Annotated in this window: 23 protein-coding genes and 2 pseudogenes; 14 read left to right on the forward strand and 11 right to left on the reverse strand. The window is 57.3% G+C overall.

Translation table 11 applies throughout. The features are described 5' to 3' along the window. Positions 1-21 precede the first annotated feature (21 nt). Positions 22-1,884 carry an asparagine synthase (glutamine-hydrolyzing) gene (gene asnB / locus M017_RS0100185; RefSeq protein WP_080507414.1) on the forward strand — a complete coding sequence of 621 codons (1,863 nt, stop codon included), beginning with the start codon at positions 22-24 and terminating at the stop codon, positions 1,882-1,884. Here the strand turns inward: asnB and M017_RS0100190 are convergent. Continuing rightward, positions 1,877-3,043 (reverse strand): glycosyltransferase family 2 protein, encoded by a 1,167-nt coding sequence (locus tag M017_RS0100190; RefSeq protein ID WP_051669377.1) that lies wholly within the window; start codon positions 3,041-3,043, stop codon positions 1,877-1,879. The two genes, asnB and M017_RS0100190, sit on opposite strands and share 8 nt — an antisense overlap. A gap of 106 nt (positions 3,044-3,149) precedes the next feature. On the opposite strand from M017_RS0100190, the gene M017_RS30035 reads away from it, so the two are divergent. Further along, on the forward strand, positions 3,150-3,404 hold the full coding sequence (locus M017_RS30035; protein WP_031494847.1) for a hypothetical protein: 255 nt from the start codon (positions 3,150-3,152) through the stop codon (positions 3,402-3,404). Continuing rightward, positions 3,401-5,101, forward strand: coding sequence for an HAD-IIIC family phosphatase (locus M017_RS0100200; protein ID WP_031494849.1), 1,701 nt, complete (start codon positions 3,401-3,403; stop codon positions 5,099-5,101). The genes M017_RS30035 and M017_RS0100200 overlap by 4 nt, the downstream gene beginning before the upstream one ends. Here M017_RS0100200 and M017_RS0100205 read toward each other — a convergent pair. After that, a complete protein-coding gene (locus tag M017_RS0100205) occupies positions 5,090-6,007 on the reverse strand; it encodes a class I SAM-dependent methyltransferase (RefSeq protein WP_031494850.1) in 918 nt (305 codons plus the stop codon). The genes M017_RS0100200 and M017_RS0100205 overlap by 12 nt on opposite strands. Before the next feature lie 46 nt (positions 6,008-6,053). Between M017_RS0100205 and M017_RS0100210 the strand changes: the two genes are divergently transcribed. The 8 genes from M017_RS0100210 to M017_RS0100245 all read left to right on the forward strand — a co-directional run bounded on the left by M017_RS0100210 (position 6,054) and on the right by M017_RS0100245 (position 13,821). Next, positions 6,054-6,476, forward strand: a complete 423-nt coding sequence (locus M017_RS0100210) for a VOC family protein (protein ID WP_031494851.1) — start codon at positions 6,054-6,056, stop codon at positions 6,474-6,476. Between the two features lie 45 nt (positions 6,477-6,521). Continuing rightward, positions 6,522-6,758, forward strand: a complete 237-nt coding sequence (locus tag M017_RS0100215) for a phosphopantetheine-binding protein (RefSeq protein ID WP_031494852.1) — start codon at positions 6,522-6,524, stop codon at positions 6,756-6,758. A 264-nt stretch (positions 6,759-7,022) separates the two neighbouring features. Then, a complete protein-coding gene (locus M017_RS0100220) occupies positions 7,023-7,916 on the forward strand; it encodes a hypothetical protein (protein ID WP_155121134.1) in 894 nt (297 codons plus the stop codon). Positions 7,917-8,031: 115 nt separating this feature from the next. Next, positions 8,032-9,573, forward strand: coding sequence for a hypothetical protein (locus M017_RS0100225; protein ID WP_031494856.1), 1,542 nt, complete (start codon positions 8,032-8,034; stop codon positions 9,571-9,573). Then, positions 9,570-10,262: an HAD family hydrolase gene (locus M017_RS27210; protein ID WP_031494858.1), complete on the forward strand. Its 693-nt coding sequence runs from the start codon at positions 9,570-9,572 to the stop codon at positions 10,260-10,262. Before M017_RS0100225 ends, M017_RS27210 begins: the two co-directional genes overlap by 4 nt. Beyond that, the gene (locus M017_RS0100235; RefSeq protein ID WP_031494859.1) at positions 10,241-11,062 is read left to right on the forward strand and encodes an NTP transferase domain-containing protein; all 822 of its coding nucleotides are present in this window, start codon (positions 10,241-10,243) and stop codon (positions 11,060-11,062) included. The genes M017_RS27210 and M017_RS0100235 overlap by 22 nt, the downstream gene beginning before the upstream one ends. Continuing rightward, positions 11,055-13,070 carry a 2-phospho-L-lactate transferase CofD family protein gene (locus tag M017_RS0100240; RefSeq protein ID WP_031494861.1) on the forward strand — a complete coding sequence of 672 codons (2,016 nt, stop codon included), beginning with the start codon at positions 11,055-11,057 and terminating at the stop codon, positions 13,068-13,070. The genes M017_RS0100235 and M017_RS0100240 overlap by 8 nt, the downstream gene beginning before the upstream one ends. Before the next feature lie 16 nt (positions 13,071-13,086). After that, positions 13,087-13,821: a glycosyltransferase family 2 protein gene (locus M017_RS0100245; protein ID WP_031494862.1), complete on the forward strand. Its 735-nt coding sequence runs from the start codon at positions 13,087-13,089 to the stop codon at positions 13,819-13,821. A gap of 98 nt (positions 13,822-13,919) precedes the next feature. On the opposite strand, the gene M017_RS30040 is transcribed toward M017_RS0100245, so the two are convergent. Next, positions 13,920-14,012: a Fic family protein gene (locus M017_RS30040; protein WP_238325766.1), complete on the reverse strand. Its 93-nt coding sequence runs from the start codon at positions 14,010-14,012 to the stop codon at positions 13,920-13,922. 298 nt (positions 14,013-14,310) lie between these two features. After that, positions 14,311-15,084 (reverse strand): SDR family NAD(P)-dependent oxidoreductase, encoded by a 774-nt coding sequence (locus M017_RS0100260; RefSeq protein ID WP_031494863.1) that lies wholly within the window; start codon positions 15,082-15,084, stop codon positions 14,311-14,313. 88 nt (positions 15,085-15,172) lie between these two features. On the opposite strand from M017_RS0100260, the gene M017_RS0100265 reads away from it, so the two are divergent. The 3 genes from M017_RS0100265 to M017_RS0100275 all read left to right on the forward strand — a co-directional run bounded on the left by M017_RS0100265 (position 15,173) and on the right by M017_RS0100275 (position 17,692). Beyond that, positions 15,173-16,099 carry an AraC family transcriptional regulator gene (locus M017_RS0100265; RefSeq protein WP_031494865.1) on the forward strand — a complete coding sequence of 309 codons (927 nt, stop codon included), beginning with the start codon at positions 15,173-15,175 and terminating at the stop codon, positions 16,097-16,099. Then, positions 16,096-17,067, forward strand: coding sequence for a tyrosine-type recombinase/integrase (locus tag M017_RS0100270; RefSeq protein WP_031494867.1), 972 nt, complete (start codon positions 16,096-16,098; stop codon positions 17,065-17,067). The genes M017_RS0100265 and M017_RS0100270 overlap by 4 nt, the downstream gene beginning before the upstream one ends. Before the next feature lie 145 nt (positions 17,068-17,212). After that, positions 17,213-17,692, forward strand: coding sequence for a cytochrome c family protein (locus M017_RS0100275; protein ID WP_031494869.1), 480 nt, complete (start codon positions 17,213-17,215; stop codon positions 17,690-17,692). Here the strand turns inward: M017_RS0100275 and M017_RS0100280 are convergent. The 7 genes and pseudogenes from M017_RS0100280 to M017_RS30045 all read right to left on the reverse strand — a co-directional run. Then, on the reverse strand, positions 17,682-18,134 hold the full coding sequence (locus M017_RS0100280; RefSeq protein ID WP_031494870.1) for a GNAT family N-acetyltransferase: 453 nt from the start codon (positions 18,132-18,134) through the stop codon (positions 17,682-17,684). The genes M017_RS0100275 and M017_RS0100280 overlap by 11 nt on opposite strands. A gap of 69 nt (positions 18,135-18,203) precedes the next feature. Beyond that, complete coding sequence (gene ilvD / locus M017_RS0100285; RefSeq protein WP_031494871.1) at positions 18,204-20,033, reverse strand: dihydroxy-acid dehydratase; 1,830 nt, start codon at positions 20,031-20,033, stop codon at positions 18,204-18,206. Positions 20,034-20,056: 23 nt separating this feature from the next. Beyond that, positions 20,057-21,081 (reverse strand): annotated as a pseudogene (locus M017_RS30510) (PDDEXK nuclease domain-containing protein). Positions 21,082-21,087: 6 nt separating this feature from the next. Continuing rightward, the gene (locus M017_RS27215; protein WP_031494872.1) at positions 21,088-21,930 is read right to left on the reverse strand and encodes a PIG-L deacetylase family protein; all 843 of its coding nucleotides are present in this window, start codon (positions 21,928-21,930) and stop codon (positions 21,088-21,090) included. A 24-nt stretch (positions 21,931-21,954) separates the two neighbouring features. Further along, a complete protein-coding gene (locus M017_RS0100300) occupies positions 21,955-22,455 on the reverse strand; it encodes a GNAT family N-acetyltransferase (RefSeq protein WP_031494874.1) in 501 nt (166 codons plus the stop codon). A 25-nt stretch (positions 22,456-22,480) separates the two neighbouring features. Continuing rightward, a complete protein-coding gene (locus M017_RS0100305) occupies positions 22,481-22,807 on the reverse strand; it encodes a GNAT family N-acetyltransferase (RefSeq protein WP_031494875.1) in 327 nt (108 codons plus the stop codon). Continuing rightward, positions 22,804-23,045 (reverse strand): annotated as a pseudogene (locus tag M017_RS30045) (hypothetical protein); the annotation flags it as partial. The gene M017_RS0100305 and the pseudogene M017_RS30045, both read right to left, overlap by 4 nt.

Consider the following 23,045-nt stretch of genomic DNA (forward strand, 5'->3'; position numbering starts at 1 on the left):
CGAAACGAGATAATAAATGTCATGTGTGGGATTGTCGGCTACTTAACATCGCAGGAAAACGCAGACTCTGTTCTCAACCCGATGTTGGCCGCCATTGCCCGGCGGGGTCCTGATTCGGAAGGCCGCGCCTCCTGGCCGGGGGTGCATCTCGGCCATCGCCGCCTCGCCATTCTCGACCTCAGTCCTGCCGGCCATCAGCCGATGCTCAGCGAAGACGGGCAAGTGGGATTGGTCTTCAACGGCTGTATCTATAACTTCCTCGAACTCCGCGCCGAGCTCGAATCTCGCGGCCATCGCTTCCATTCGCAGTGCGATACCGAAGTCCTGCTGCGCGGCTATCTCGAATGGGGCGCCGAAGCTCTCGCGCCGCGCCTGCACGGCATGTACGCTTTTGCGATCTGGGACCAGCGTAGCCGCCGTCTGTATCTGGTGCGCGATCGCATGGGCGTCAAGCCGCTGCTCTTTGCCAGGCGAGGACGGGACTTTGCTTTCGGCTCGACCCTGGGCGCCCTGCGCGCTGCTGGATTTGGGAATCAGATCGATCCGGTGGCGGTGCTCGAATACCTTGAATACGGCTACATCACCGACAAGCGTTCGATTTATGAGGGGATCGAGAAGCTGCTCCCCGGTCATCTGCTCGAGTGGCACGAAGGAAGGATCACCCAGAAGCGCTACTGGAGCCTGCCGGAGACACAAGAGAACAGCAAGATCAGCTTCGAGGAAGCGGTGGAGGAAACCGAAAGACTGCTGGTGGAATCGGTGCGCCTGCGTCTGCAGGCCGATGTTCCCATCGCGGCGCTGTTGAGCGGCGGCATGGATTCGGCGCTGGTCTGCTGGGCCATGAAAAAGCTGAATGCGAATGTCACCGCCTTTACGGTGGGCTCGCCCGGAAGCCTCGAAGACGAAAGCGCAGACGCCCGCTTTACGGCGCAGACCCTCGGCATTCCCCACGAACTGGTGACTCTATCGGGCCGCGACCGCCTTGATCTTGAGACCTATCTCGACGCCTTTCATGAGCCTTTCAGTTGCCAGTCGGCCTTCGGCATCCTCAGCGTTTCCCGCGCCATCAAGCCGCACGGCACCGTGCTGCTGACCGGAGACGGGGCCGACGATGTCTATCTCGGCTACCCGCATTTTCTGAACGCCTGGCGCGCCCAGAATGCGGCGCAGATGCTGCCTGCCTTTGCCACATCGGCCTGGAAGGGCCTGCGGCAGGCGGTGCCAGCCACTCCGTTGCTGGAGCGCGGAGTGAGCTTTCTCGATTACGCAACCGGCGGCCTGGGCCCCTACGTCCGGCGTCGCAACGGCTTGTCCTATCTGACCGACAATCAGATTCTCGGGCCCCAACTGCGCCACCAGGAAACACCTTGGCGGAATATCCCAGCCTCTGCTGAGGCGGCTCGCCACCTATTCCGCGACGCCTTCCAATACCACTGGGACACGCACTTCACCGCCGAATTCATGCCGAAGGTGGATGGCGGCACCATGCACTATGCGCTCGAGGCGCGGGCCCCTTTCCTCGACCAGAAGCTCTGGGAATTTGCCGCCGCCCTGCCGGTTGGCTTGCGTCTCCAGAACGGGCAACTGAAGGCGATCCTGCGGGCGATTGTCGATCGTCGCATCTCGCCTGAAATCGGGGCCCGGCCCAAGCGCGGCTTCGATGTTCCGATCTCCACCTGGATGGCTCGCGAGATGAAGCAGTTGTGGGAGCCCTTGCGCGGCGACAGCCAAGTGGCGGCCCGTGGCTGGGTGGATCAGGAAGCGCTGCGCCAGACCATCGACCAGGCTCTCCAACGCGAACGCATCGCGCCTTCGCTGTGGAATCTCTTCATGCTGGAGCACTGGCTCTTACGCCACAAGGCTGCGCTCCCTGCGCTCAGCTAGCGCGGCGCTCTCGATCAACTTGCGTCGTCAGCCACATCCGTTGCGGGTCCACAAAGAAGACTTTCAGACTGAGGATCGCCGCGAAGTTCATCACCAGGAAGGTCCGCGCCCAGGACGAGTAACGGCGTAGGGCGGACTTCTCTCCGAGCAGCGGAAAGACAGCGGCTAACAGGAGCAACGCCGCTTCGTTCCAGAGCAGAAAGGTCTTGGGCCAGCCGGCCGGCAAGAGCAGCGTTGTGATCGCGATCCCGAGCAGGCACCAGGGCAGCAGCAGGCGTCCGAACTTGTGCGAAACAAAATGCAGCCACATCGGATGGGGTAGAAACAGCAAGCGTGGATGCCGCGCAAACACTTGCCACATACCGCCGAGAGTCCGCATGCGACGGCTCCATTCGGTACCCTGCGCCGTCGGAAAGTCGTAGGCCAGGCTGGTGGGATCAAAGAGAATCCGGTAGCCGGCCAGATAAGCCTGCAGCGGCAATTCTGCATCATCGATCAGAGTATGCGGCGGCAGAGCTTTCGTCAGCGAGCGGCGCATCGCATAGAGGCAACCCGTCGTATTGAATAGCGAGTACTGTGCCGATTGCTTGCTGCGCGCCCACAATTCATAGCGCCAATACAGATCCATTGCCGCCTGCTCGCCCTCAACGCCGCCCAGTGGTGTGATGCGCAGCTCGCCGGTGACGGCGCCCACTTTGGAGTCTGCAAAATTAGCGACCAATTGGCGCAGGGCCTGCGGGTGCAGCTTCTGGCGGACATCCGTAAAGAAGAAGATGTCGCCGGTTGCGCGGTTCATGCCGTAATTGAGAGCGGCCGCCTTACCGCCTCGCGGCAGGCTGTGCAAGATCACGCCGCGGTCGGCATAGCGCAGGGCGATCGCTTCGGTCTGGTCGCTGGAGGCGTCCGAAAGGACATGAATCTCCAGCTTGTCCGGTGGATAGTCGAGAGCAAGCAGACTATTCAGCTTCTCTTCGAGAAAGTCCGCGCCATTATGCACGGCCATCAGGACACTCACCGAGGGGAGATAAGACAGATCCTTCGCCACAGCAAGGCGAGGGAAGGGCCACTTCCACAACAACAGCGGATAGCCCACCATCAGGTAGAAAGCAAGGGCGAAAAAGAACAACAACAAAGCCCAGGCCCAGCACGGAGAGATCATGCAGGCGAGCTAGCCACGCGGAAGATCATCTCTCAATCATATAAGCTCGCTCTCCGCTTTTCGGGCTTCCACCGGATCGGAAGAGGAAGGAGAAGCGTCACCCCACTTGTCCAACACCTGGGACAACTGCGACAAATCGCCGCTTAATGAAGGAGGAGCTGCAGGCGCAAGCGGTTCTGTGGGCAAAAATTTTCTGTCGCCCACAATCTGCCGCAGAAGGATCACCGAAGCTAAAAACAAAAGGAACACCACCGACCATCTCCTGCTGTTTCTTATCGGTGCCAGGACAGCGGCGAATAGCGCTTTCCTGGAAGGCCTGTGGGAAAATAAAGCCCTAAGGAAAGCTTCTCCCGTCCTGTGACTCTCAATCAGGCCCTTACGGTCATCAACTCCAGAAAAGGCCAAGGTCCCAAGAAGATTCACTTTCTGGCTTGCGGCTTTGAACCGCTCCACCTCTCGAATCTGCTGCGCGCTCATCTCTTCGAACGCCTGTCCGGCACCGATGTCGAACTGCGACACGGAGTCTATGGTGACCTGCGGGGCAATCTCGATCTGGCTACCCAATCGGAAGCCATCGCCGCTGCCGCTGTCCTCGAATGGAGTGATCTCGACCCGCGTCTCGGCCTGCGTGCCAGCGGTGGCTGGTCTGCTGCCGCAAAGGCTGATATTCTCGCTTCCCTCCCGGCCCGCATAGCCCAGCTCGAAGCCGCACTCACCCCGCTCGGAGCCCGTATGCCGGTCGCCATCGCGCCGCCGTCGCTGCCCCTGCCACCACTTGGCAATACGATCGATACCCAGAACAGCGGCTTTGAACTGGAACTCGAAGCACAGCTCGCCACCTTTCTTGCTCGCCTGGCTCAGATTCCTGGTCTGCGCATCGCCCGCTGCACCAGCAGTGAGCCGCGCCTCGATGCGCGCATGGAGCTGATGGCCGGCTTCCCCTATAAGCTGTCCTTTGCCTCGGCTCTTGCCGCGACCCTCGCTCAGGTGCTCTGGCAGACTCCACCGAAGAAGGGCCTCATCACCGATCTTGACCATACCCTCTGGGCCGGCATCGTCGGCGAAGTGGGCGCCGACGGCGTAAGCTGGCAGCAGGATAGCCATACCCAACTGCACGGTTTGTACCAGCAGATGCTGGGTCATTTGGCGAGCATGGGCGTGCTGCTCGCGGTCGCCTCAAAGAATGAGCAGAGTACTGCGGAGGCAGCTCTTGCCCGTCCCGACCTCTTTCTCGATGCGAGATCGCTATACCCGGTGATCGCCAACTGGGGGCCGAAGTCGGCCTCGATCGCCAAGATCCTCAAGACCTGGAATATCGCTCCCGATGCTGTCGTCTTTCTCGATGACAGCCCGATGGAGCTCGAAGAAGTGCAGCAGGCTTTTCCGGAAATCACTTGCCTGCCCTTCCCGGCCAAGGATCCTGACAAGGTGCTGCGTCTTCTCTCCGAGCTGCGCAATCATTTTGGCAAACCGCTCTTGCTCGAAGAAGATCTGTTGCGCCAGAACAGCATCCGGGCTGCGGCTCAACTCCAGAATCTGGGCGATGCGGCCCACGCTCCCGAATTCTTAAGTTCGCTCCAAGGCACCGTGAGTTTTGATTGGCGCCGCGACCCGGGCGGCGGTCGCGCTCTCGAGCTGATCAACAAAACCAATCAGTTCAATCTGAACGGCAAGCGGATCTCAGAAGGCGAATGGCAGCGCTACATGGAAGAGGAGAGTACAGTCTGTACGGTTGTCTCTTATCAGGACAAGTTCGGCTCACTCGGCCGGGTTGCGGTGCTGCTCGGTTCTCGCAATGGAGAAGAGCTTCGCGTTTCGCACTGGGTGATGAGTTGCCGCGCCTTCTCCCGCAAGATCGAACACCACACGTTGCAAGGGCTCTTTGCGCAAAGCGGCATCGAGCGCATTGCCTTTGATCTCGAAGTGACGCCGCGCAATCAGCCATTGCTGGAAACGCTCGCCCCGCTGGGGCTCAGTGCCAACCAAGTCACGCTCACCCGCAACGACTTCCTCGCCCGCTGCGGTGCCCTGCCGCATCAGAATAGTTTAGGCGACTGAGACAAAGGCCGCGTACATCAGCGGCAGCTTCAGCTTCATCGCCACGGCATCCGGCACATCGATCGCAAAGCGCGTGCTCTCTTTCTCGATGCGGAAGCCGCATTCCTCAAGCATCTGGCGAATCTCGTCCGCATTGTGGAAGAGGTAGATGTGATCGGGCATCGGCGCATTGGCTGGCGTCGTGATGTAAGCCTTGCCGCCAGGCCGCAGCAAGAGCCGCAGCTTGTTCAGCAACCGCTTTGGCTCCTCGACATGCTCGAGCACCTCCCCCATCGTGATGAAGTCAAAGGCAGGAACGTCGGAGAAATCGAAGATATCCATCAGGTGGAAGTCGATTTCGTCGCTGGCCGCAAAGCTCTGGGCCATCGCCATCGAGGTCTCGCTGATATCCACCACCTCGATGGAGGCATGGCTGCCGATGCTGCGCTGCGCCTCGCACAGATACAGCGCATGGCCGCCGCCGACCTCCAGATAGGCGCTGGCATGAGCGGCGTATGCGGGCAGATGGTCGGAAAAGAAGGCAAAGCGCTGGTACTGATCGGGCCAGAGGAACTGCGCAAAGACGAGGCCATGCATGTGATGGCGCATCAGTTCCGGATTGGAGTAAAAGCTCTGGTTCACCGCATCGAATGAGGTGTTCGGATAGCGGCCGGTCGCCAGAAACTTCTTCCGCTCGCCTTCGACAATGTGCTGTAAGCGGATGAAGCTCTCTACCCCTTCTGCGAAACTAAGCCCCTGGCTATCGAGAAAGCGGGCATAACGAGACAGGAAGGCCTCACCCCGGCGCCGATACAGCTCGTCTTGCTTCTCAACAAAGGCTTTCGCTCGCAGGCCCATCTTCGGCTCCCGCTGTTCGAGAATTTCAAGAGTTTTCGGAAGGAAGGTCGATGAAGGAGCAAGCTGCATGGGGATAAAAAACAGATTCCCTAGGGAATCTCTCGATAATACAACTATGGGAAGTGACAACGCCGTCGTGCTGCACCACATCGGCTACGCCGTCAAAAGTATTGAAACCGAAGCACCCCGATTTGCCAAACTGCTGGATGCCACCTGGGATGGGGTTATTTATCACGACCCGCTCCAACAGGCTCGCGTCACTTTCCTCAGCGCCAACCAGGCTCTCGCCGGTACGCCGAAGTTTGAGCTGGTGGAAGGCGACGGCGAAGATACTCCGCTCAGCCGCTTTGTCGCCAAGGGCGGCGGATTGCATCATATCTGCTACCAGGTGGATGATCTCGCCGCACACGTGACCGAGATGAAAGCGAATGGGGCGCTACTGATCAAAGCCGCGCAACCGGCCATTGCATTTGCCGGAAAACCGGTGGTCTGGATGTTCGCCCGGCCCCAGTTGCTGCTCGAATACATCGAGAGCTAGCACCGTGGAAACAGCGATTTTGTGCTTCATACTAGAGGGAAAACAATGAACGATCTCAAGCCACGTCTCGCGACCTGTTTCACCAATATCTTTCCCGATCTCAAGCCGGAAGAGATCCCGCAGGCCAGCGCCAATACCCTCGCCACCTGGGATTCTGTCGCTCAAGTGACCTTGCTTGCCTCGATCGCCGAAGAGTTTGGCATCGAACTCGAAATGGCTGATTTCGATGAGCTGGTTTCCTATCCGCTGATTCTCGAGTACCTCGAACAGCGCGTGCAGTAAGACGCTTCTCCGCAAACCGTCACAGGATCCACGCAGCAGAAGGGAACATTCGAATTTATGGCGGAGATGAGAGAATTTCGCCCCGAGGACAGCGCAGAAGTAGCATCGCTGTACTTGAAGGTGATGCGTGGCAGGCCTGCTTCCACCAACTCAAAACTAGCCTCTTACTTTGAGCATATTTTCCTGGAGAACCCGTGGCGAGGCAACGGAATTGAATCTCTTGTTTACATCGAAAATACTCGAATCGTCGGATTCCTAGCTGCGATGAGCAGACCCATGATCTTTAATGGCCGCGAGATCACCGTTTGCGTCGGGTCGCAATTTTTCATTGATCGCGAAGCTCACCGTGGCATGGGCGCTTTTGCTCTCTTGCGAAAACTATTCTCGGGCCCGCAGGATCTCACGCTGACTGATGGTGCCGCCGAGGCTTCCGCCAAGGTCTGGGAACCTGCCGGAGGAGATATTGCACGCCTTTATGCCTTCAACTGGATTCGAGCCCTAAAGCCCTTCGCTACCATTCAGGAACACAGCATTCGCCGCAAGTCGGGGACATCTTGGGACGCTCTCAATGGGGTCATCGGATTTTTCGGCAGCGCCGTTGACGTGCTGGCCCAGCGCGCTTTCCCTGGTGGCTTTTCCCCAAGCAGTCCTTTTCAAACTCTCGATGTCGATGCAAACGGCTTATTCGACACCATCACAGAAATCGGCTGGAAAGAGAAGCTCAAGCCAAAGTATGAGCGCGAGTCTTTCACCTGGCTGCTCCAGGAAGCTGCCGCAGCGCCCTCGGGGGAACTGCGGAAAAAAGTAGTCTACGATCAGACGGGAAAAGCCTGCGGATGGTTTGTCTACTATCTGAATCCAGGCGGTGTCTGCTCGGTTCTTCAGATTTATTCCAGGCGTACCGACCAGTTTCGCGGAGTACTCCGCGCTCTGTTTGCAGATGCAGCCCAAGGCGGTGGCGCCTGTGTCAAAGGCCAGAGCCAACCCAAGCAACTGGTCGATCTGACCGAAGAACATTGCCTCTTTCGCCAGCCTAACTCGTCGGTGCTGGTTCAAAGCCGCGATACGGCCATCACCGCAGCCATCCATCGCGGTGATGCAGCGCTGTCCCGTCTGGACGGAGAATGCTGGCTTCGCTTTGCGCCTGAAAAGTGGTGAAGCGAAGATCGGTCTCTTCTCTCCCCACCCAAGCTACAAAAAATAGACAAGACCAGTACTCTGAGTAGATATGCCAACTCTTCCATTTGAGCGTTTAGCCGTTAGGCTAGATGCCGTGTTGAATCGCAACAAGTACCTCTATCTGGCGGCAATGAGCTTTTTATGTGCGTTGACGAGCATCGGATACTCACACTCAAAAGCGGCCTGGATTGATGAGATCCTGCAGATTCACATTGCACGCCTGCCCACCGCCGCTCAGGTGTGGGAGAACATCCGCGGCGGTTCTGTGCAGATGGACCCGCCTTTGCTACATATGCTCGACCACTTTCTGATCCAGACCTTTGGGGACAGTTTGCTTGCTGTCCGTATGGCCTCTATTGTGGGCTTCATTTTGATGTGCGTTTGCATCTCACTCTTGCTCTGGCGTTATGTACCAGCCATCTATGCAGCAGCAGCTTTCTTTTTGCCTTACGCAACCGTGTTGCGCACACGAGTGCCCGATGTCCGGCCTTACGGAATGATGCTTGGCTTCTCTGCTCTTGCCCTATTGTGCTGGGACTCTCTCAACAATCCTGAAACCACCGGACGACGGCGGGCCTGGTGGCGCATTGGCTTACTTTTGAGCTTGGCCGCAATGTTTTCAACGCACTTCTACAGCATCCTGTTTCTTGCTGGTTTTGGTGTCGCCGAACTTGTCCGCCTGCTGCAACGCAAACGCCCGGACTGGCCTCTGTACGGTACTGTTGCGCTGGCATTCATCCCCTATCTGATCTGGCTTCCGACTCTGCTCGCAGCAAAACGGATTTACATGCAGCACTACTTTTTTCCAGTCAACTTCAATAACTTCTACAGTTTCTATTCCTTTGCAGTACAGAGTCTGCCCTTAGCTGGATTGCTGCTCTTCCTGCTCCTAATTCTCGCCCTGGCCCCTCGGCTGGAGTATCGCGAACCGGTACCGCCTTCTGATTCCCAACGAACTCTGCTGCTGGCTTGTTTGGGATTCCTGATTGTACCCCTGGCTGGGTATCTCGTCGGTTTGCTGGCGACGGGTATTTTTGTGAATTACTACCACATTATTGCCACTTTTGGCTTGATTGTAGGACTCCCATTGGTTCTCTCCTACTTGTCAGGCGGACAGCGTGCCATTGGGCTAGCATTGTTCGCCGCGATTGTCGGACATGGCATGCTTGTCACCGTACGGGGTATTTCTGGGTTCCGACGTACAGATACCTTCTATCCCAGCTTGGCCGCGGTGCGTGCCATTATTCCCGAGCCTCGGCCAGACATCGTTCTTCCTTCTCCCCTGCACTTTCTTTCTTTTCAGGAAGCCAATCGAACAGACCCCGAAAACAATCTGGTCTATCTCTACGACGCCAAGAAGGCTTTGGACGCACTCGGGACAGATACGGCCGATCTTTGCCACTACTATCTGAAGCAGATCACCAATTCGGTTCGTATCGAGGCATTCGATCCATGGCTAGCACAGCATCCGCACTTCTATATCGCTGTCCTCGGCGAAAGTATCGGTGTGCAAGAGTGGCAATATGACTATCTCTTGCGCCAGGCAAGAGCAAAGATGACCTGGCTCGGAAAAGTAGGCAGCTTCCAGATTTATCGCGTTGACCAGAACACAACCGCAACGGTGGCTCCTCAGTGATTCGAGCCATCGTTTTTGATATGGATGGAGTCTTAGTCGATTCGACAACAAGCCATGCCTTGGCATTTCAAGAAGTTCTGCAGGGGATCGGTGTGGGGGGCTTCGACTATAGCCAATACGCCGGAGAGCGCACTCCCGATGTATTTCGGAAAATCCGTGCGGAACGTGGTTTAAAACTCAGCGAAACAGAAATCAACGTGCTGGCGGATACAAAGAGCGCCAGGGCGCGACAGTTGCTCTCCGAAAATGACTGCTTCATGCCGGATTACAAACTCGTTCTAGAAAGATTGGCAGAACACTTTGTGTTGGCGCTGGCCAGTTCCGGGTCGCGCAGCAGCGTTGATGACTTTCTCGATCGCGGTGGGGCCCGCAAGCTGTTTCGCAGTGTTCTTTCCGGTTCCGACGTAGAGAATGCGAAACCTGACCCGGAGATCTATCTCCGCAGCTTTTTGCAATTGGAGTGCCAGCCGGAAGAGTGCGCCGTAGTTGAGGACGCCTTGTCCGGTGTCCTTGCCGCAAAGAGAGCTGGCGCGGGTAGAATCATTGGCTTCCACCCAAAACGGGATGGCGGTAGCGAGTTATTGACGGCTGGGGCAGCACCTGTAATCGGGATGCTGCGAGAATTGCTGGAGCTGTTTGCCGTGCCACCCGGAGGAGTGAAGATATCATGCCAGCCTGGCCTATTTTAAATCGTGAGAACTGGATTGAATCTGCGGCAGCTGATGCAAATCCGGACGACTATAGTGTTGTCATCGCTGCTGCAGGGCGTGGCACGCGCCTTGATTTCAATAAGCCCAAGATCCTTTTCCCTCTGCTAGGGAAGCCCATCCTCGAATGGTTGATCGAGCTGTTTGCCCCACGCGTATCGCGTTTGGTAATCGTACTCTCCCCCGAGGGAATCTCTTTTGTGAAACCAGAGCTCGACCGGCTCATTCCGGGCCGATACGATATTGTGGAACAGCCGATCCCGATCGGAATGGGAGACGCCGTGGCTCGCGGTCTCCAGGCCGTAAAGACGCCTTCGGTCGCCATTGTCTGGGGAGATCAGGCTGCACTCCAAACAACCACCATCGATGCGGTTCTGCGGCTGCACGCAGGTCCGCTCCATCCTTTTGCGACCCTTCCGACCGTAAAAACCAGACCTCCCTACATTCACTTCCTGCGCAACCTGGAAGGTAGAATCGATGGATTGCTGCAGGCCCGAGAAGGCGATTCCATGCCTGAGGAAGGAGAAAGCGATGTCGGTTTCTTTTGTTTTCACACGCAGCCTCTTCTTGCGCTGTTAGACCAGATGCGGCAATCCGGCACAGCAAGAGGTGCAGCCACAGGAGAGTTCAACTTCTTGCCTGTCATTCCTCTTGCGTCCCAACAGGGTAAGATTCTGCTCACCCCTCAAATCACAAATCCGAGTGAGGCCATGGGCATTAACTCCCGCGCCGATGCCAGCCGTCTAGAATCCCTTCTAGGAAGTGAGAAGCAGGATGTCTAACTCTGAGAAAAGCTCCCCCAAGCTGAACATCACCATGTTTTCTGGTGGAAGTGGAACTCATTCGATTACTGCCGCGCTTTGGCGTCACCCGCAAATCTCCCTGAAGATTCTCATCAATGCCTATGACGATGGACACTCCACGGGCCGTCTGCGGCGTTTTTTACCCGGCATGTTGGGCCCCAGCGATGTGCGGAAGAATCTCAACCGGCTCATGCCAGAGCGCGAACAGTGTCACCGGAGTCTTAAGAAAATCTCCGATCATCGCCTCCCTGTCGGAATCCCCGCAGCAGAAGCCTTAGCCCTCATGGATATGATTCTGGCCGGACGCTGTACAAAATTGCCCGCACCCTTAGCTGACAGCTTTGCCCAGCTCAACGTCGCGCAGTATCACCGAATCCAGTCCTTCCTCTCCACTTTTCGGCGCTACTACGATGAACAGTTTGAGAAGAACAATGTCTTCAACTTTACCGATTGCGCCTTAGGCAACCTCTTCTTTGCGGGTTGCTATTTGGAAGAAGGACAGGATTTTAACCGCACCATCGCCGCCTTCAGTGTCTTTCATGATGTTGATCCTTCCATCCTGTTGAACGTGACCCAGGGAGAGAACCTCTTTCTTGCTGCAATGAAGGAGGACGGCCAACTGGTTGCCAACGAGGCCGATATCGTAGCGGCACAAAGCAGCAACGCCAAAATCTCGCACCTCTATCTTTTGTCAGGCGATACCTACCTCGACAAGATGGAGCGCCAGGGCATCCTTCCTGAAGAGGGTTGGGAACACTTTCTCACCGCACAGCACGTCACCCCCGAGATTTCTCCGGCTGCAGCCGCAGCCATCGCCGAAGCTGACGTTATCATTTACGGACCCGGCACACAACACTCCTCCCTTCTCCCTTCTTACCTGACTCGCGGCGTTGGCGAAGCCGTGGCTTCAAACCGGCAGGCAGACAAAATTTTTGTGGCGAATATTCATCGGGACCTCGATATTCCAACCGACGATATCAACGACCTGGCCCGGAAATTTGTGGCGGCCATACAACGCCCTGGCCCCAAGATCAATGTGGAATGGGAAGATGCAGTCACTCATTTCTTTGTTCAGGACGATCACCTGCGGACGGACAGCGCCAAGTACATCCCCTTTGATCCTGCTCAGTTCTGCTACTCCTTGAAAACGGTTCGGGTTCGGGATTGGGAATCCCAGGAAGGACGCCATTCTGGTGGCTTTGTTCTCGATGAAGTGCGGCAGATTGTTCAGGAGCGGATTGATATCCGAATTGAGCGGACCTCGCATATGGTCTCGATCCTCATCCCAATCTTGAATGAAGAACGAACAATCGAAGAAGTTCTCAAAAGCGTCGTAGCGCTCGATTTTCAGGCGCTCGGTTTGAGCAAAGAAGTTTTAGTGATCGATGGGGCGTCAACAGACCGGAGCTACGAATTAGCGCAGAAAGTACGTTCCGTGAAAGTCTTGCGGCTGGATCAACAACAAGGGCGCGGAGCCGCTCTCCGTATGGGCATTGATGCGGCACGGGGTAATCTGATTGTGTTCTTCCCAGGGGATAAGGAATACAGCACGGGCGATCTCTATTCGCTCGTCAGCTCGCTCGTGAATTCGCGTTTCCGCACCGTCTTCGGGAGCCGGGCCGTAAAGTGCATCAACCTAAGTGGGGAACTGCGCTCCATCTACCAGAACAATCTGAGTCTCTATCTGGCCAGCAAATACGGCGGCATGCTACTCAGTATCCTGACTCTTCTGATCTACAACCGCTATGTGACAGATGCACTTTCAAGCGTTAAGGCTTTTGACGCTGAATTCCTGCGCTCTTTGCGCCTGCAATGTGATGGCCGGGATCTGGACACCGAGATTGTCGCCAAACTGGCTCGCCGGGAGGAATATGTTCTCGAACTGCCCGTCGACTATACTCCCCGCAGCCGCTCTGCTGGCAAGAAGATCACTGTCTTTGATGGCTTAGCCTGCATCTGGACCTTGATTCGAGAGCGCTTTTCTTAAGGACTTCTTTGTACCCATGCGTACTCTATCCATCGTGATTCCCGCTTATAACGAAGAAGTGTTTCTAGGCGCTCTGTTAGAGCGGATTCTCAGTGTTCCTGTCGAGCAGCTTGGGTTTCGGAAAGAGCTGCTTGTCATCGATGATGGCTCAAAGGATAAGACTCGTGAAATCGCACTTGCCTATGCTGCCAAACATGATTCCATCCAGGTCTTCACGCAAGTGCCGAATCAAGGCAAGGGGAAGGCAGTGCAGCGCGGAATTCGGGAGTCTACTGGGGAGTTTGTCCTGATTCAGGATGCGGACCTCGAATATGATCCGGATGATTATCCGGCTCTACTGGCTGCCTTATCGCGAGCAGATGTTGTATACGGCAGCCGCACCCTCGGACAGTTCCAGCAGCAGGGCTGGACTCTTTTCCCTGGACGGCATGCCTCTCAGAAGTTCGGTCCCTGGCTAGCTGGGGTACTACTGACACTTTGGACTTTCCTGCTCTATGGCCGCTGGATCACCGATACACTGACTGCCTATAAGTTGTACCCAGGGCCAGTGATCCGTCAAATGCGCATTGAGACCAAAGGATTTGAAACCGATCACGAGATCACCGCAAAACTGATTCGACAAGGATTGCAATTGACCGAAGTCCCGATTGCGTATCATCCGCGAGGCGCCGAAGAAGGCAAGAAAATCAAACCCATTGATGGCTTGATTGCCGTATATACTCTGCTTCGATTCCGCTTTGGACGGTTGTAGCTCAGCCCTACTCAGAACGTCTTGACGTTGTTCCGCAACCAAGGCACGAGTTTGTCAAAGCTGAAAATCCCGAGACGAAGGCGTAAGTATCTTCCGCATCAGCTGTCGCGAACCCCTTGCGCCCCACCATAACGCTCAATCTGATCCTCGTGCATCGCAGGGACTTCCGTCAGCGTGAGGTAGTCGGTCATTTCGCAAGCTTTTGTAGAGCTCGCTGTACTTTTCATGGCTGCCAAAATAGGCGACCATCACATGCGCACGTGGCCGGGTGTTCTTTCGCTTCTCGATCAGGTCAGCCAGCGCCTCATCCATGAGTGCCTGGAGCTGCCGCCCCTCTTGTTGCACAAGATTGCGGACAGGAGTTTTCTATGAATGGTAAAGGACGTTATCATTCATCAAGGACAATCACTCTCTCGCAAACGAAATGGTCAACCCGAATCAGATTACTCTTGACCTTTCGATCATTGAGATTGCAAGAAGCTTGATTCGCTATTTCCTCTTAGCCAGAGCCACCGCATCGGCTCCCGCCGGAAATCGAAGCTGTCCCGTCTGGTCGTTGGCGGCACGCCACACCGTCTCGGCGACATCAGCCTCCGTCGTCACCGCAGCCGGTTTCGCAAAGGCTGCGAAGATCGGCGCCGCAAAAGACGCGTACGCCTCCGGAATCAGCCCTTCCATCCGCTTTCCTCCATTGCTCGCAAAGCGCGTCGTCGGGCCGTAGCCTGGCTCCACCAGCTTCACCTTCACATGGAAAGCCTCGAGTTCAAACGCAAGCGACCCTGTAAATCCTTCGATCGCCGTCTTGCTCGCCGTATAGGCAGCTGCCAGGGGCATCGGCGCCAGCGTCACGCTTGAGGTCACGTTCACCACAACTCCCGATCTCCTCTCCCGAAAATGGGGCAACAGCGCCTGCGTCATCGCCATCACACCAAAGGTGTTGGTCTCGAACACCTCGCGAACCGTGCTCATCGGCGTAGCCTCAAACGCGCCCACCACCCCGATGCCCGCATTGTTGACCAGCACATCGATCGCCCCAAACGCGGCAATCGCTCCGGCAACAGCACTGTCAATACTGTCGGCGCTGGTAACATCGAGCGGCAGCACCTTCAGCCGATCGCTCGCCGCGCTGAAAATCTCCGCATTCGGTTGCCGCATCGTTGCGACTACATTCCAGCCATGCTCGAGAAAGAAGTCTGCTGTCGCCTTGCCATAACCGGACGAGGCGCCCGTGATGAGGACTGTTTGAGGGATTGATTTTTCCATTGTGTGATTCCTGTCTGTTCTCAGAATAGACAGGCTTCTTTGGACTATCTATAATCAGAACACCTACTTTTGTTATCAATCCTCCAGAATGGATCCGCTCACTGACATCATCGCACTGCTTCGTCCGCACGCAGCCTTCTCCAAACCGATCAGCGGCCGAGGACGCTGGGGCGTGCGATATGCCGCCTATGAACAGCCCAGCTTCTGCATCGTGCTCGAGGGGCAATGCTGGCTCACCCTCGAAGGCGACGCGCCTCTGATGCTGGAACGTGGCGACTATCTGCTTCTCCCCGCTACACCTGCCTTTACGATGACCAGTGAAGTAGGCGCCGATTGCACCCTGGGGAACCCTTCCATGACAGGCGTGCGACACGGCGAGCCCGATGGCGAGCCGGACTTTCGCATGATCGGCGGAGCCTTTCAAATCGATCCGGGAAACGCGGCGCTACTCGGAGTGGTGTTCGAGAAGATTCACATTCGCTCTGCGGAAAGCGATACCAGCCGGCTCACACGAGTGATCGATCTGATTCTGGACGAGTACGCAGCCGAGCGACCAGGTCGCGACATGATCCTCCAACGCTTCCTGGAAGTGATGCTCGTCGAATGCCTCCGCTGGCAGAGCCTGCACCAGGAATCCACAACCGCAGGTCTGCTCGCCGGAATGCGCGATACACCGATCGCGGATGCTCTGCGCGCCATGCACTCCGATGTGCGACATGGATGGACCGTAGCCGAACTGGCCCAACATGCCTACATGTCACGTTCAGCTTTTGCCACTCGTTTTACGACGACAATCGGATGTGCCCCGATGGAATATCTGGCGCGGTGGCGAATGAGTTTGGCCCAGGATGCGTTGAGCCGTGGGGGAACCTCGCTCGATCGTCTTGCTGAAGAGATCGGTTATGAATCCGCCAGTGCCTTCAGCACCGCGTTCCGCCGGCGCTTGGGCTGTGCACCGGGAGCCTTTGCACGCTCCCGCCGGGGAAGTTCGAAAGGAAGAGTGTACGCATCATGAGCAAAAGTCTTGTTGTTACAGCACAAGCATCTTCCAGTCCGGTTCTTGCACGCTCCACGCTATTTGCCGCTGACCCGGCCACCGCCAAGCGTGTCTTTGAATTCTTTACCGCGAACATCCACAATCCAAACACCCGCCGCGCCTACGCGAAGGCGACAGCCCTCTTTGCGGCATGGTGCGAGAACTATGCTATCGGCCAGCTCCGGGAAGTACAGCCCATCCACATCGCCGCCTACATCGAGCAGCTTGGAAAGAAGACTTCAAAGCCCACCGTCAAGCAGCACCTTGCCGCGCTGCGCATGCTCTTTGATTGGCTGGTGGTCGGTCAGATCATTTCTGGCAATCCGGCGCACGCCGTCCGCGGCCCGAAGCACAGCGTCAAAAAGGGCAAAACTTCTGTTCTCGCCCCCGAAGAGATGCGGCAGCTTCTCGATTCAATCGACACCACCACGCTGCTCGGGTTGCGCGATCGCGCCCTCATCGCGCTGATGGGTTTCAGCTTTGCCCGGGTCGGCGCGGCGATCACGTTGAAGGTCGAAGACTATTACATCCAGAAGCGACGCGGTTGGCTTCGTTTGCAGGAAAAGGGCGGCAAGCAAACCGAGATCCCCTGCAACCACAATCTCGAGCAGTATCTCGACGAATGGCTCAGCGCCTCCGGACTCACCCAACACCCCAGCGCCCCGCTCTTCCCTTCCCTGCGCCACGGCAGGTTGGGCAAATTGAACGCGCTCTCCCAGCCGAATGTTCATGTCATGATCCAGCGCCGGGCGCTGGCCGCCGGCCTCCGGACCAAGATCAGCGCGCACAGCTTCCGCGCCACCGGCATCACCACTTATCTCCAGAACGGCGGCAAGCTTGAAATCGCGCAGCGCATGGCCGGTCATGAATCGGCCCGCACCACCGGACTCTACGACCGTCGAGATGACACCGTCGCCCTCGATGAGGTGGAGCGGATCCTCTTCTAGCGCGCAGCAGAAAAACAGTCGCCTGCAGGTTGTTGTGATCGCCGCGCCTGCAACAGCACACACCCGATAGCCGCCATTTCGGGCAGGATTCCCAAATACCTGGACGCCGGACAGGTCTTATACACTGGAGGCCCAGGATCCGCCAATGCGCCTCAAGATCACGTTCCTTCTCGGAATTCTCAGCTCAGGACTCCTCCTGACTGGCCAACAAGCCGCCCCATCCGGTATCTTTACATCTGCTCAGGCCGAGGCAGGCCGCGTGGCATACGATCGCACTTGCGGCAAATGCCATACCAACACCTTGTTGGGCCGGAAAGGCGACAACGGCGAGCTTCCGCTCCTCAGCTCCCTGTCCGCCCCTTATCAGAAATTCATCGGCCCGCGTGGCTTGGTTCCTCCCCTGGCCGGCAAGAGCTTCCTCGACCGCTGGGGAGAGAAAACGGCAGCCGACCTGATTGCTCGCTTTCAGATCACCGCGGACGACCCATTCTTTCAGTTCGAGGACATGAAGGACGAAACCACCGTCAATATCACCGCATACGTCTTGCAGGTGAACGGCGCGATCGCCGGCCCCCAGCCCTTGACGAGAAAGACAAGCGCCGTCGTTCGTTCCGTCACTCGCTGATTCCGCCTGTCCCCAGCCGCTTGCGCAGAAAAATAGTCGCCTGCGGATTGTCGTTGTAGCGTTCGCAATCGAGATAGCCGCGCCGGCGATAGAGCGCAATCGCAGCCTGAAGGCCATCGTGACTATCGAGATAGAGCCACTCCAAGCCTTGCTCGCGGGCGAAGTCCTCAAGCGCCTGCATCAGTTGATCGGCAATGCCCCGCCCTCGCGCCGCTTCCTGCACATAGAGCCGCTTGCACTCCCCAGCTCGCAGCACCACACACCCCACAGCCTTGCCATCGAGCAGCGCAACCCAGACCCCATTCCCCGGCTCTCGAAACAGAGCTTCGGTCTGCGCCTCGCTATCGCGCTGTACCACCTGGATGGCGTCGTAATACTCTTCGAGCAGCTCGAGAAAGTCGGCTCCTGGACTCGACAGGCGTTCGATCTTGGTGTCGCTCATGGTAGCGGGAAATATAGACTCCATAGTCTATGCAGACTACACAGTATATGGAGTCTATTTAGAGTCGTCTTAGATACTGCGGACCGCGCCCCGCGCTGCGCTGGTCGTCATGCTGGCGTAGGCGCGTAAGGCTCCGGTGATCTTGCGCGGACGGGGCTCGGCCGGATGCCAGCCTTCTTCATCGTGCTTCTGCCGACGAGCCGCCAGCACCGCATCGTCCACAGCCAGATGGATCTTCCGCTCCGGAATGTTGATCTCGATCACATCGCCCGTCTCGACCAGTCCGATCGCGCCACCTTCTGCCGCCTCAGGCGACACATGACCAATCGACAAGCCCGAAGAGCCGCCACTGAAGCGTCCATCGGTAATCAGCGCACAGGCCTTGCCGAGACCCTTCGACTTCAGGTAGCTGGTCGGGTACAGCATCTCCTGCATGCCCGGTCCGCCACGAGGTCCTTCGTAGCGAATCACCACCACTTCGCCTTCCTTGACGACGCCGTTCAAGATGCCCTCGACAGCTGCATCCTGCGATTCAAAGACACGAGCCGCTCCGGTGAACTTCAGAATGCTTTCGTCCACTCCGGCCGTCTTCACGATGCAGCCATCCTCGGCAATGTTCCCGTACAGCACGGCGATGCCGCCGTCTTGCGAGAAGGCATGTTCGGCGCTGCGGATCACACCCTTTTCCCGATCGAGATCGAGGGCGGTATAGCGCTTGCTCTGCGAGAAGGCGGTCTGTGTCGGCACGCCACCCGGCGCGGCGCGGTACAACTCGTGCGTCTTCTCATCCGCAGTCCGCGACACATCCCAGCGCTCAAGCGCTTCCCCAAGGCTGCCCGCATGAATCGACTTCACATCCGTATGCAGCAGCTTCGCTTTGTCCAACTGCCCCAGAATCGCCATGATGCCACCGGCGCGGTGCACGTCCTCCATGTGAACGTCGCTCTTCGCTGGCGCCACCTTGCAGAGGACAGGAACACGGCGCGACAGACGGTCAATGTCCGCCATTGTAAAGTCGACACCCGCCTCGTGTGCCGCGGCCAGCAGGTGCAGCACGGTGTTGGTGGAGCCACCCATCGCAATGTCCAGCGTCATCGCATTCTCAAACGCTTTGAAGGTCGCGATATTGCGCGGCAGTACGCTTGCGTCGTCTCCCTCGTAATACCTCTTGGCCAGACTCACGATCAGATGACCAGCCTGCTTGAACAGACTTTCGCGATCACTATGCGTCGCCAGGACAGAACCGTTGCCGGGCAGAGACAGGCCCAGCGCTTCGGTCAGACAGTTCATCGAATTCGCGGTAAACATCCCCGAGCAGGAACCGCAAGTGGGGCAAGCCGAACGCTCCACCGCGTTCACTTCCTCGTCGCTCACGGTATCGTTCGCGGCGATCACCATCGCATCCACCAGATCGAGAGAAATCAGCTTGTCCTTGATCTGAATCTTCCCCGCTTCCATCGGTCCGCCGGACACAAAGACGGCAGGAACATTCAGACGCAGCGCGGCCATCAGCATGCCGGGGGTGATCTTGTCGCAGTTGGAAATGCAGACGATCGCGTCGGCGCAATGCGCGTTCACCATGTACTCTACGGAGTCGGCAATCAGCTCGCGGCTGGGCAGCGAGTACAGCATGCCGTCATGCCCCATCGCGATACCGTCATCGACGGCAATCGTATTGAATTCCTTGGCCACACCGCCCGCTGCTTCAATCTCACGAGCCACCAATTGGCCCAGGTCTTTGAGGTGCACGTGACCCGGCACAAACTGAGTGAAGGAATTCACTACCGCAATAATCGGCTTCTGGAAATCCCCTTCCTTCATTCCAGTCGCCCGCCACAGTGCGCGGGCACCCGCCATGTTGCGGCCTTCAGTTGTCGTTCTCGAACGGTAAGTTGGCATGCCTTTCTGATTTTCCCACTGACTCAGTCCCCCGTCCCCAATTCCGCTTCCAGTTCTTCGATTGTCGGCAGCGTACCGCGCAGGTCTTCGGGCAACTGTTCCATGTGTGTGAACCCGGCGATCCCCATCGGCGTCGTCGTCCCACGCAAGGCGTATTCCACCACCAGCTCGGTCTTCGACTTGCACAGGATCAGCCCAATGCTCGGCTGGTCGCTCGGGTGCTTGATCAGATCATCCACCGCCGCCAGATAGAAGTTCATCTTGCCGGCATATTCGGGTTTGAATTCCCCGCCCTTCAACTCAATCACTACATAGCAGCGCAGCTTCAGGTGGTAGAACAGCAGATCGAGGCGATAGTCCTTGTCCGCCACAGCCAGCGGATACTGACGGCCGACAAAGGCGAAGCCCACGCCCAACTCGAGCAGAAACTTCTGGATGTGCTCCATCAGACCCGTCTCGACGTCGCGCTCGCGGGCTTCGGTCGAGAGCATCAGGAAGTCGAAATTGTAGGGGTCCTTCAATAACTGCCGGCCAGATCCGATTGCGGGGCCGGCAGCGTACGCTCAAAGTTCGTGATCGCCTTCCCCTGCCGGTGGAAGAGCCCCTGTTCGATCTGCAGCACCAGGATGTTCCGGCTCCAGCCGTGTTCGATCGCGGCGTGGACATACCAGAGGCGTTCGGCCGGGTCCTTCACCTTGTTGACTAAGGTGCAATTGTGGAACCACGGTAATTGTGCAGCAGCTTGCTGCACAATTGACTCCTCGGGCCAGGCATCGGCGAAAGCCCTCATATATTTGAGGTTCCGGGTGGAAAAACCCTGCATGTCGGGATAGTCGCGCAGCAAGTCTTTCGAGAGTTGCTCGATCACTTTGGCGCCCCAGCCCTGCTGTTCCTGACGCTTTAAGATCTCCCGCCCAATCCCCCAATACAAGAGCACCAGCTCGCGATTGACGGCCAGCGTCGCCCGGATCTGCGCCCCGGAAATGCGTTCCTTGATGCTCGCCAGCAGCGCAGCGTAAGTCTGTGTTTCTGGCTTCTGTTCGGACATCAAAGACTAGGCTCGCAATCGATCCATAAAGGAAATATAGTCGGCCTTGGGCAGCTCAAAGAAGCACTCGGCGTAGCGGCATTCTCCCGGCGGCAATTGGCGCGAGCGGAAGGAGTTCAACCCGATCGTCGAGTTTGTATAATCGAGCGCCTGGTTTGCAAAGACAAAGCGCTCGAGCATCTGCCGCTTGGTCTCGAGCACCTCGTCGATTGGCAGGGCGACATTGGCGATGCACAAGCCCCACACCTCATAAGTCAGCACACGCACCGGCCACGGAATCTGCCGCAGCACCTCGGCCAGCAGCACGGCGGCAATGCGGTGCTCCGGATGCGCATCGAGCGGAAACGGCGACAGGATCGCATCGGCATGTTGTTCACGAATCAGCGCCACCAGCTGGGCAACAATCTGTTCTGAGGCGGCGCTCAAATCGGGATGATTGAGAAAGCGCGGCGGCGCAAGGCCAAGCACCGCTGCACAAGCCGTCGATTCTGCATTGCGCAAGGCCGACATCTGCGACCGGGTCATGCCCAGATCTTCATGCCCACCTGCTCCGTCCTGTAACAAGACAATCCGCGCCTGCTTGCCGGCCCGCACCTGCAAAGCCAGCGCTCCGCCGCAGCCGATCGCCTCATCATCCTGATGCGGCGCCACCACCAATAGCGATTCGCCCAGCGGCGCTCGAATCGGAATCGATCGCACCACGCCCTGGAAGAAATCCGTCGCCGCCAGCAACAAGCGCGCCCGCTCCTCCAGTTGCCCCACCGAGGAATTGAAGATCAACTTCAGATCCTGCCGGCCATAGAGTTTTGGGTAGACAAGCCGGTACAACTGGCGGATGTACTGTCTCATGTCGCTGGGGTTGCCGGAGGTTGGCTAGGAGTCTGATTCTGCCCACTCCGCCACTTCTGCCATTTTGCTTTCATCTTGGCCAGCGAAGGGGCTGCCCGGTCCGAAGCCAGGGCTTTCCGTCGAAAACCAAAAGTAAGCCGGCGACAGCGCAGAAGTGCTCGCGTGAATGGAACCACACGGCGCGTCTTCGGCGCCCATTTGCAGCTTATAACCCTCGGTTCCCAACAGGAAATCAAAGCCCTTCCAGCCCGCGGCATAGCCTTGTTCCATCAACATCGCGATGTGGATCTTTGCTCGGAGAATAGACCTGAAACTCGCGCCGGTAAGACGGACGATACCACTGCATCCACCCATCTGAGAAGAAACCAAAGTCAGATAGCTGACTACGACATCGCCACAGCGCAGCGTCGAAACAATGGAGTCCCTTATCGAAGAGATGCTGCAGATCGAATGGAAAAAAGCCCGGATCTTCGCATCTGAGAATACACCGGGAAACCCCTGGTCCAGCCACTTCTGATCATGCACCGTGAAGAACTCTTCGAGAACCGGCCTAGCCTCTGCCCGCGCTCGCCGGTTGCCAGACCGAAACAGGGCCAATCTCTTCTAAGCGTTTCTTTTGCCTCCGAAAATCCTTACGGTGGCTGGAGGTCCAATTCTGTTCCAGCGCAGCATAGGATTCGCTCGCAAAAGGCAGATAAGGAGCCTCTTCCGCCTCTTCATAGAAGGGCATTCCCTTCTTGTTCAGATATTGATACAGAATCGAAAGCGCAATATCGTCTTCCGGCAAGTTTGGCCACCAATGGACGCCACCCCCCAGGAGCTGAATCTGAGCGTCCCAAAGCGCAGGCAGCGCCTCTGCTGCTGCATCGGCGATCACGACAGGACACTGGTAGTCAGAAATACCGGGAGCGGGGGAGAGGCACGGGAAAAGAAGAAGCCTCGCGCATCCGTCCGCATTCGGATGACCGGAAGCAAACCCACCATTTCCCCATCCCGCCAGGCAGTCAATACGGCGATCTGATTCGGCGGATAAACATCAAGCCAGGCTTGAAACCAAGCGGGCGATGCGAAAACTCGGGAATAAGAAAGCTGCTCCAGGAGCTTGGACCAAGCCG

The sequence above is a fragment of the Bryobacter aggregatus MPL3 genome (assembly GCF_000702445.1).
In the GTDB taxonomy this organism is placed as follows: Bacteria; Acidobacteriota; Terriglobia; order Bryobacterales; family Bryobacteraceae; genus Bryobacter; species Bryobacter aggregatus.

Bases quoted from the DNA above. Each gene is read 5' to 3' on its own strand.
- asnB (WP_080507414.1), top strand. From the start codon at position 22: ATGTGTGGGATTGTCGGCTACTTAACATCGCAGGAAAACGCAGACTCT.
- M017_RS0100190 (WP_051669377.1), bottom strand. From the start codon at position 3,043: ATGATCTCTCCGTGCTGGGCCTGGGCTTTGTTGTTGTTCTTTTTCGCC.
- M017_RS0100205 (WP_031494850.1), bottom strand. From the start codon at position 6,007: ATGCAGCTTGCTCCTTCATCGACCTTCCTTCCGAAAACTCTTGAAATT.
- M017_RS0100210 (WP_031494851.1), top strand. From the start codon at position 6,054: ATGGGAAGTGACAACGCCGTCGTGCTGCACCACATCGGCTACGCCGTC.
- M017_RS0100215 (WP_031494852.1), top strand. From the start codon at position 6,522: ATGAACGATCTCAAGCCACGTCTCGCGACCTGTTTCACCAATATCTTT.
- M017_RS0100220 (WP_155121134.1), top strand. From the start codon at position 7,023: ATGAGCAGACCCATGATCTTTAATGGCCGCGAGATCACCGTTTGCGTC.
- M017_RS0100235 (WP_031494859.1), top strand. From the start codon at position 10,241: ATGCCAGCCTGGCCTATTTTAAATCGTGAGAACTGGATTGAATCTGCG.
- M017_RS0100240 (WP_031494861.1), top strand. From the start codon at position 11,055: ATGTCTAACTCTGAGAAAAGCTCCCCCAAGCTGAACATCACCATGTTT.
- M017_RS0100245 (WP_031494862.1), top strand. From the start codon at position 13,087: ATGCGTACTCTATCCATCGTGATTCCCGCTTATAACGAAGAAGTGTTT.
- M017_RS30040 (WP_238325766.1), bottom strand. From the start codon at position 14,012: ATGACCGACTACCTCACGCTGACGGAAGTCCCTGCGATGCACGAGGAT.
- M017_RS0100260 (WP_031494863.1), bottom strand. From the start codon at position 15,084: ATGGAAAAATCAATCCCTCAAACAGTCCTCATCACGGGCGCCTCGTCC.
- M017_RS0100265 (WP_031494865.1), top strand. From the start codon at position 15,173: ATGGATCCGCTCACTGACATCATCGCACTGCTTCGTCCGCACGCAGCC.
- M017_RS0100270 (WP_031494867.1), top strand. From the start codon at position 16,096: ATGAGCAAAAGTCTTGTTGTTACAGCACAAGCATCTTCCAGTCCGGTT.
- M017_RS0100275 (WP_031494869.1), top strand. From the start codon at position 17,213: ATGCGCCTCAAGATCACGTTCCTTCTCGGAATTCTCAGCTCAGGACTC.
- M017_RS0100280 (WP_031494870.1), bottom strand. From the start codon at position 18,134: ATGAGCGACACCAAGATCGAACGCCTGTCGAGTCCAGGAGCCGACTTT.
- ilvD (WP_031494871.1), bottom strand. From the start codon at position 20,033: ATGCCAACTTACCGTTCGAGAACGACAACTGAAGGCCGCAACATGGCG.
- M017_RS27215 (WP_031494872.1), bottom strand. From the start codon at position 21,930: ATGAGACAGTACATCCGCCAGTTGTACCGGCTTGTCTACCCAAAACTC.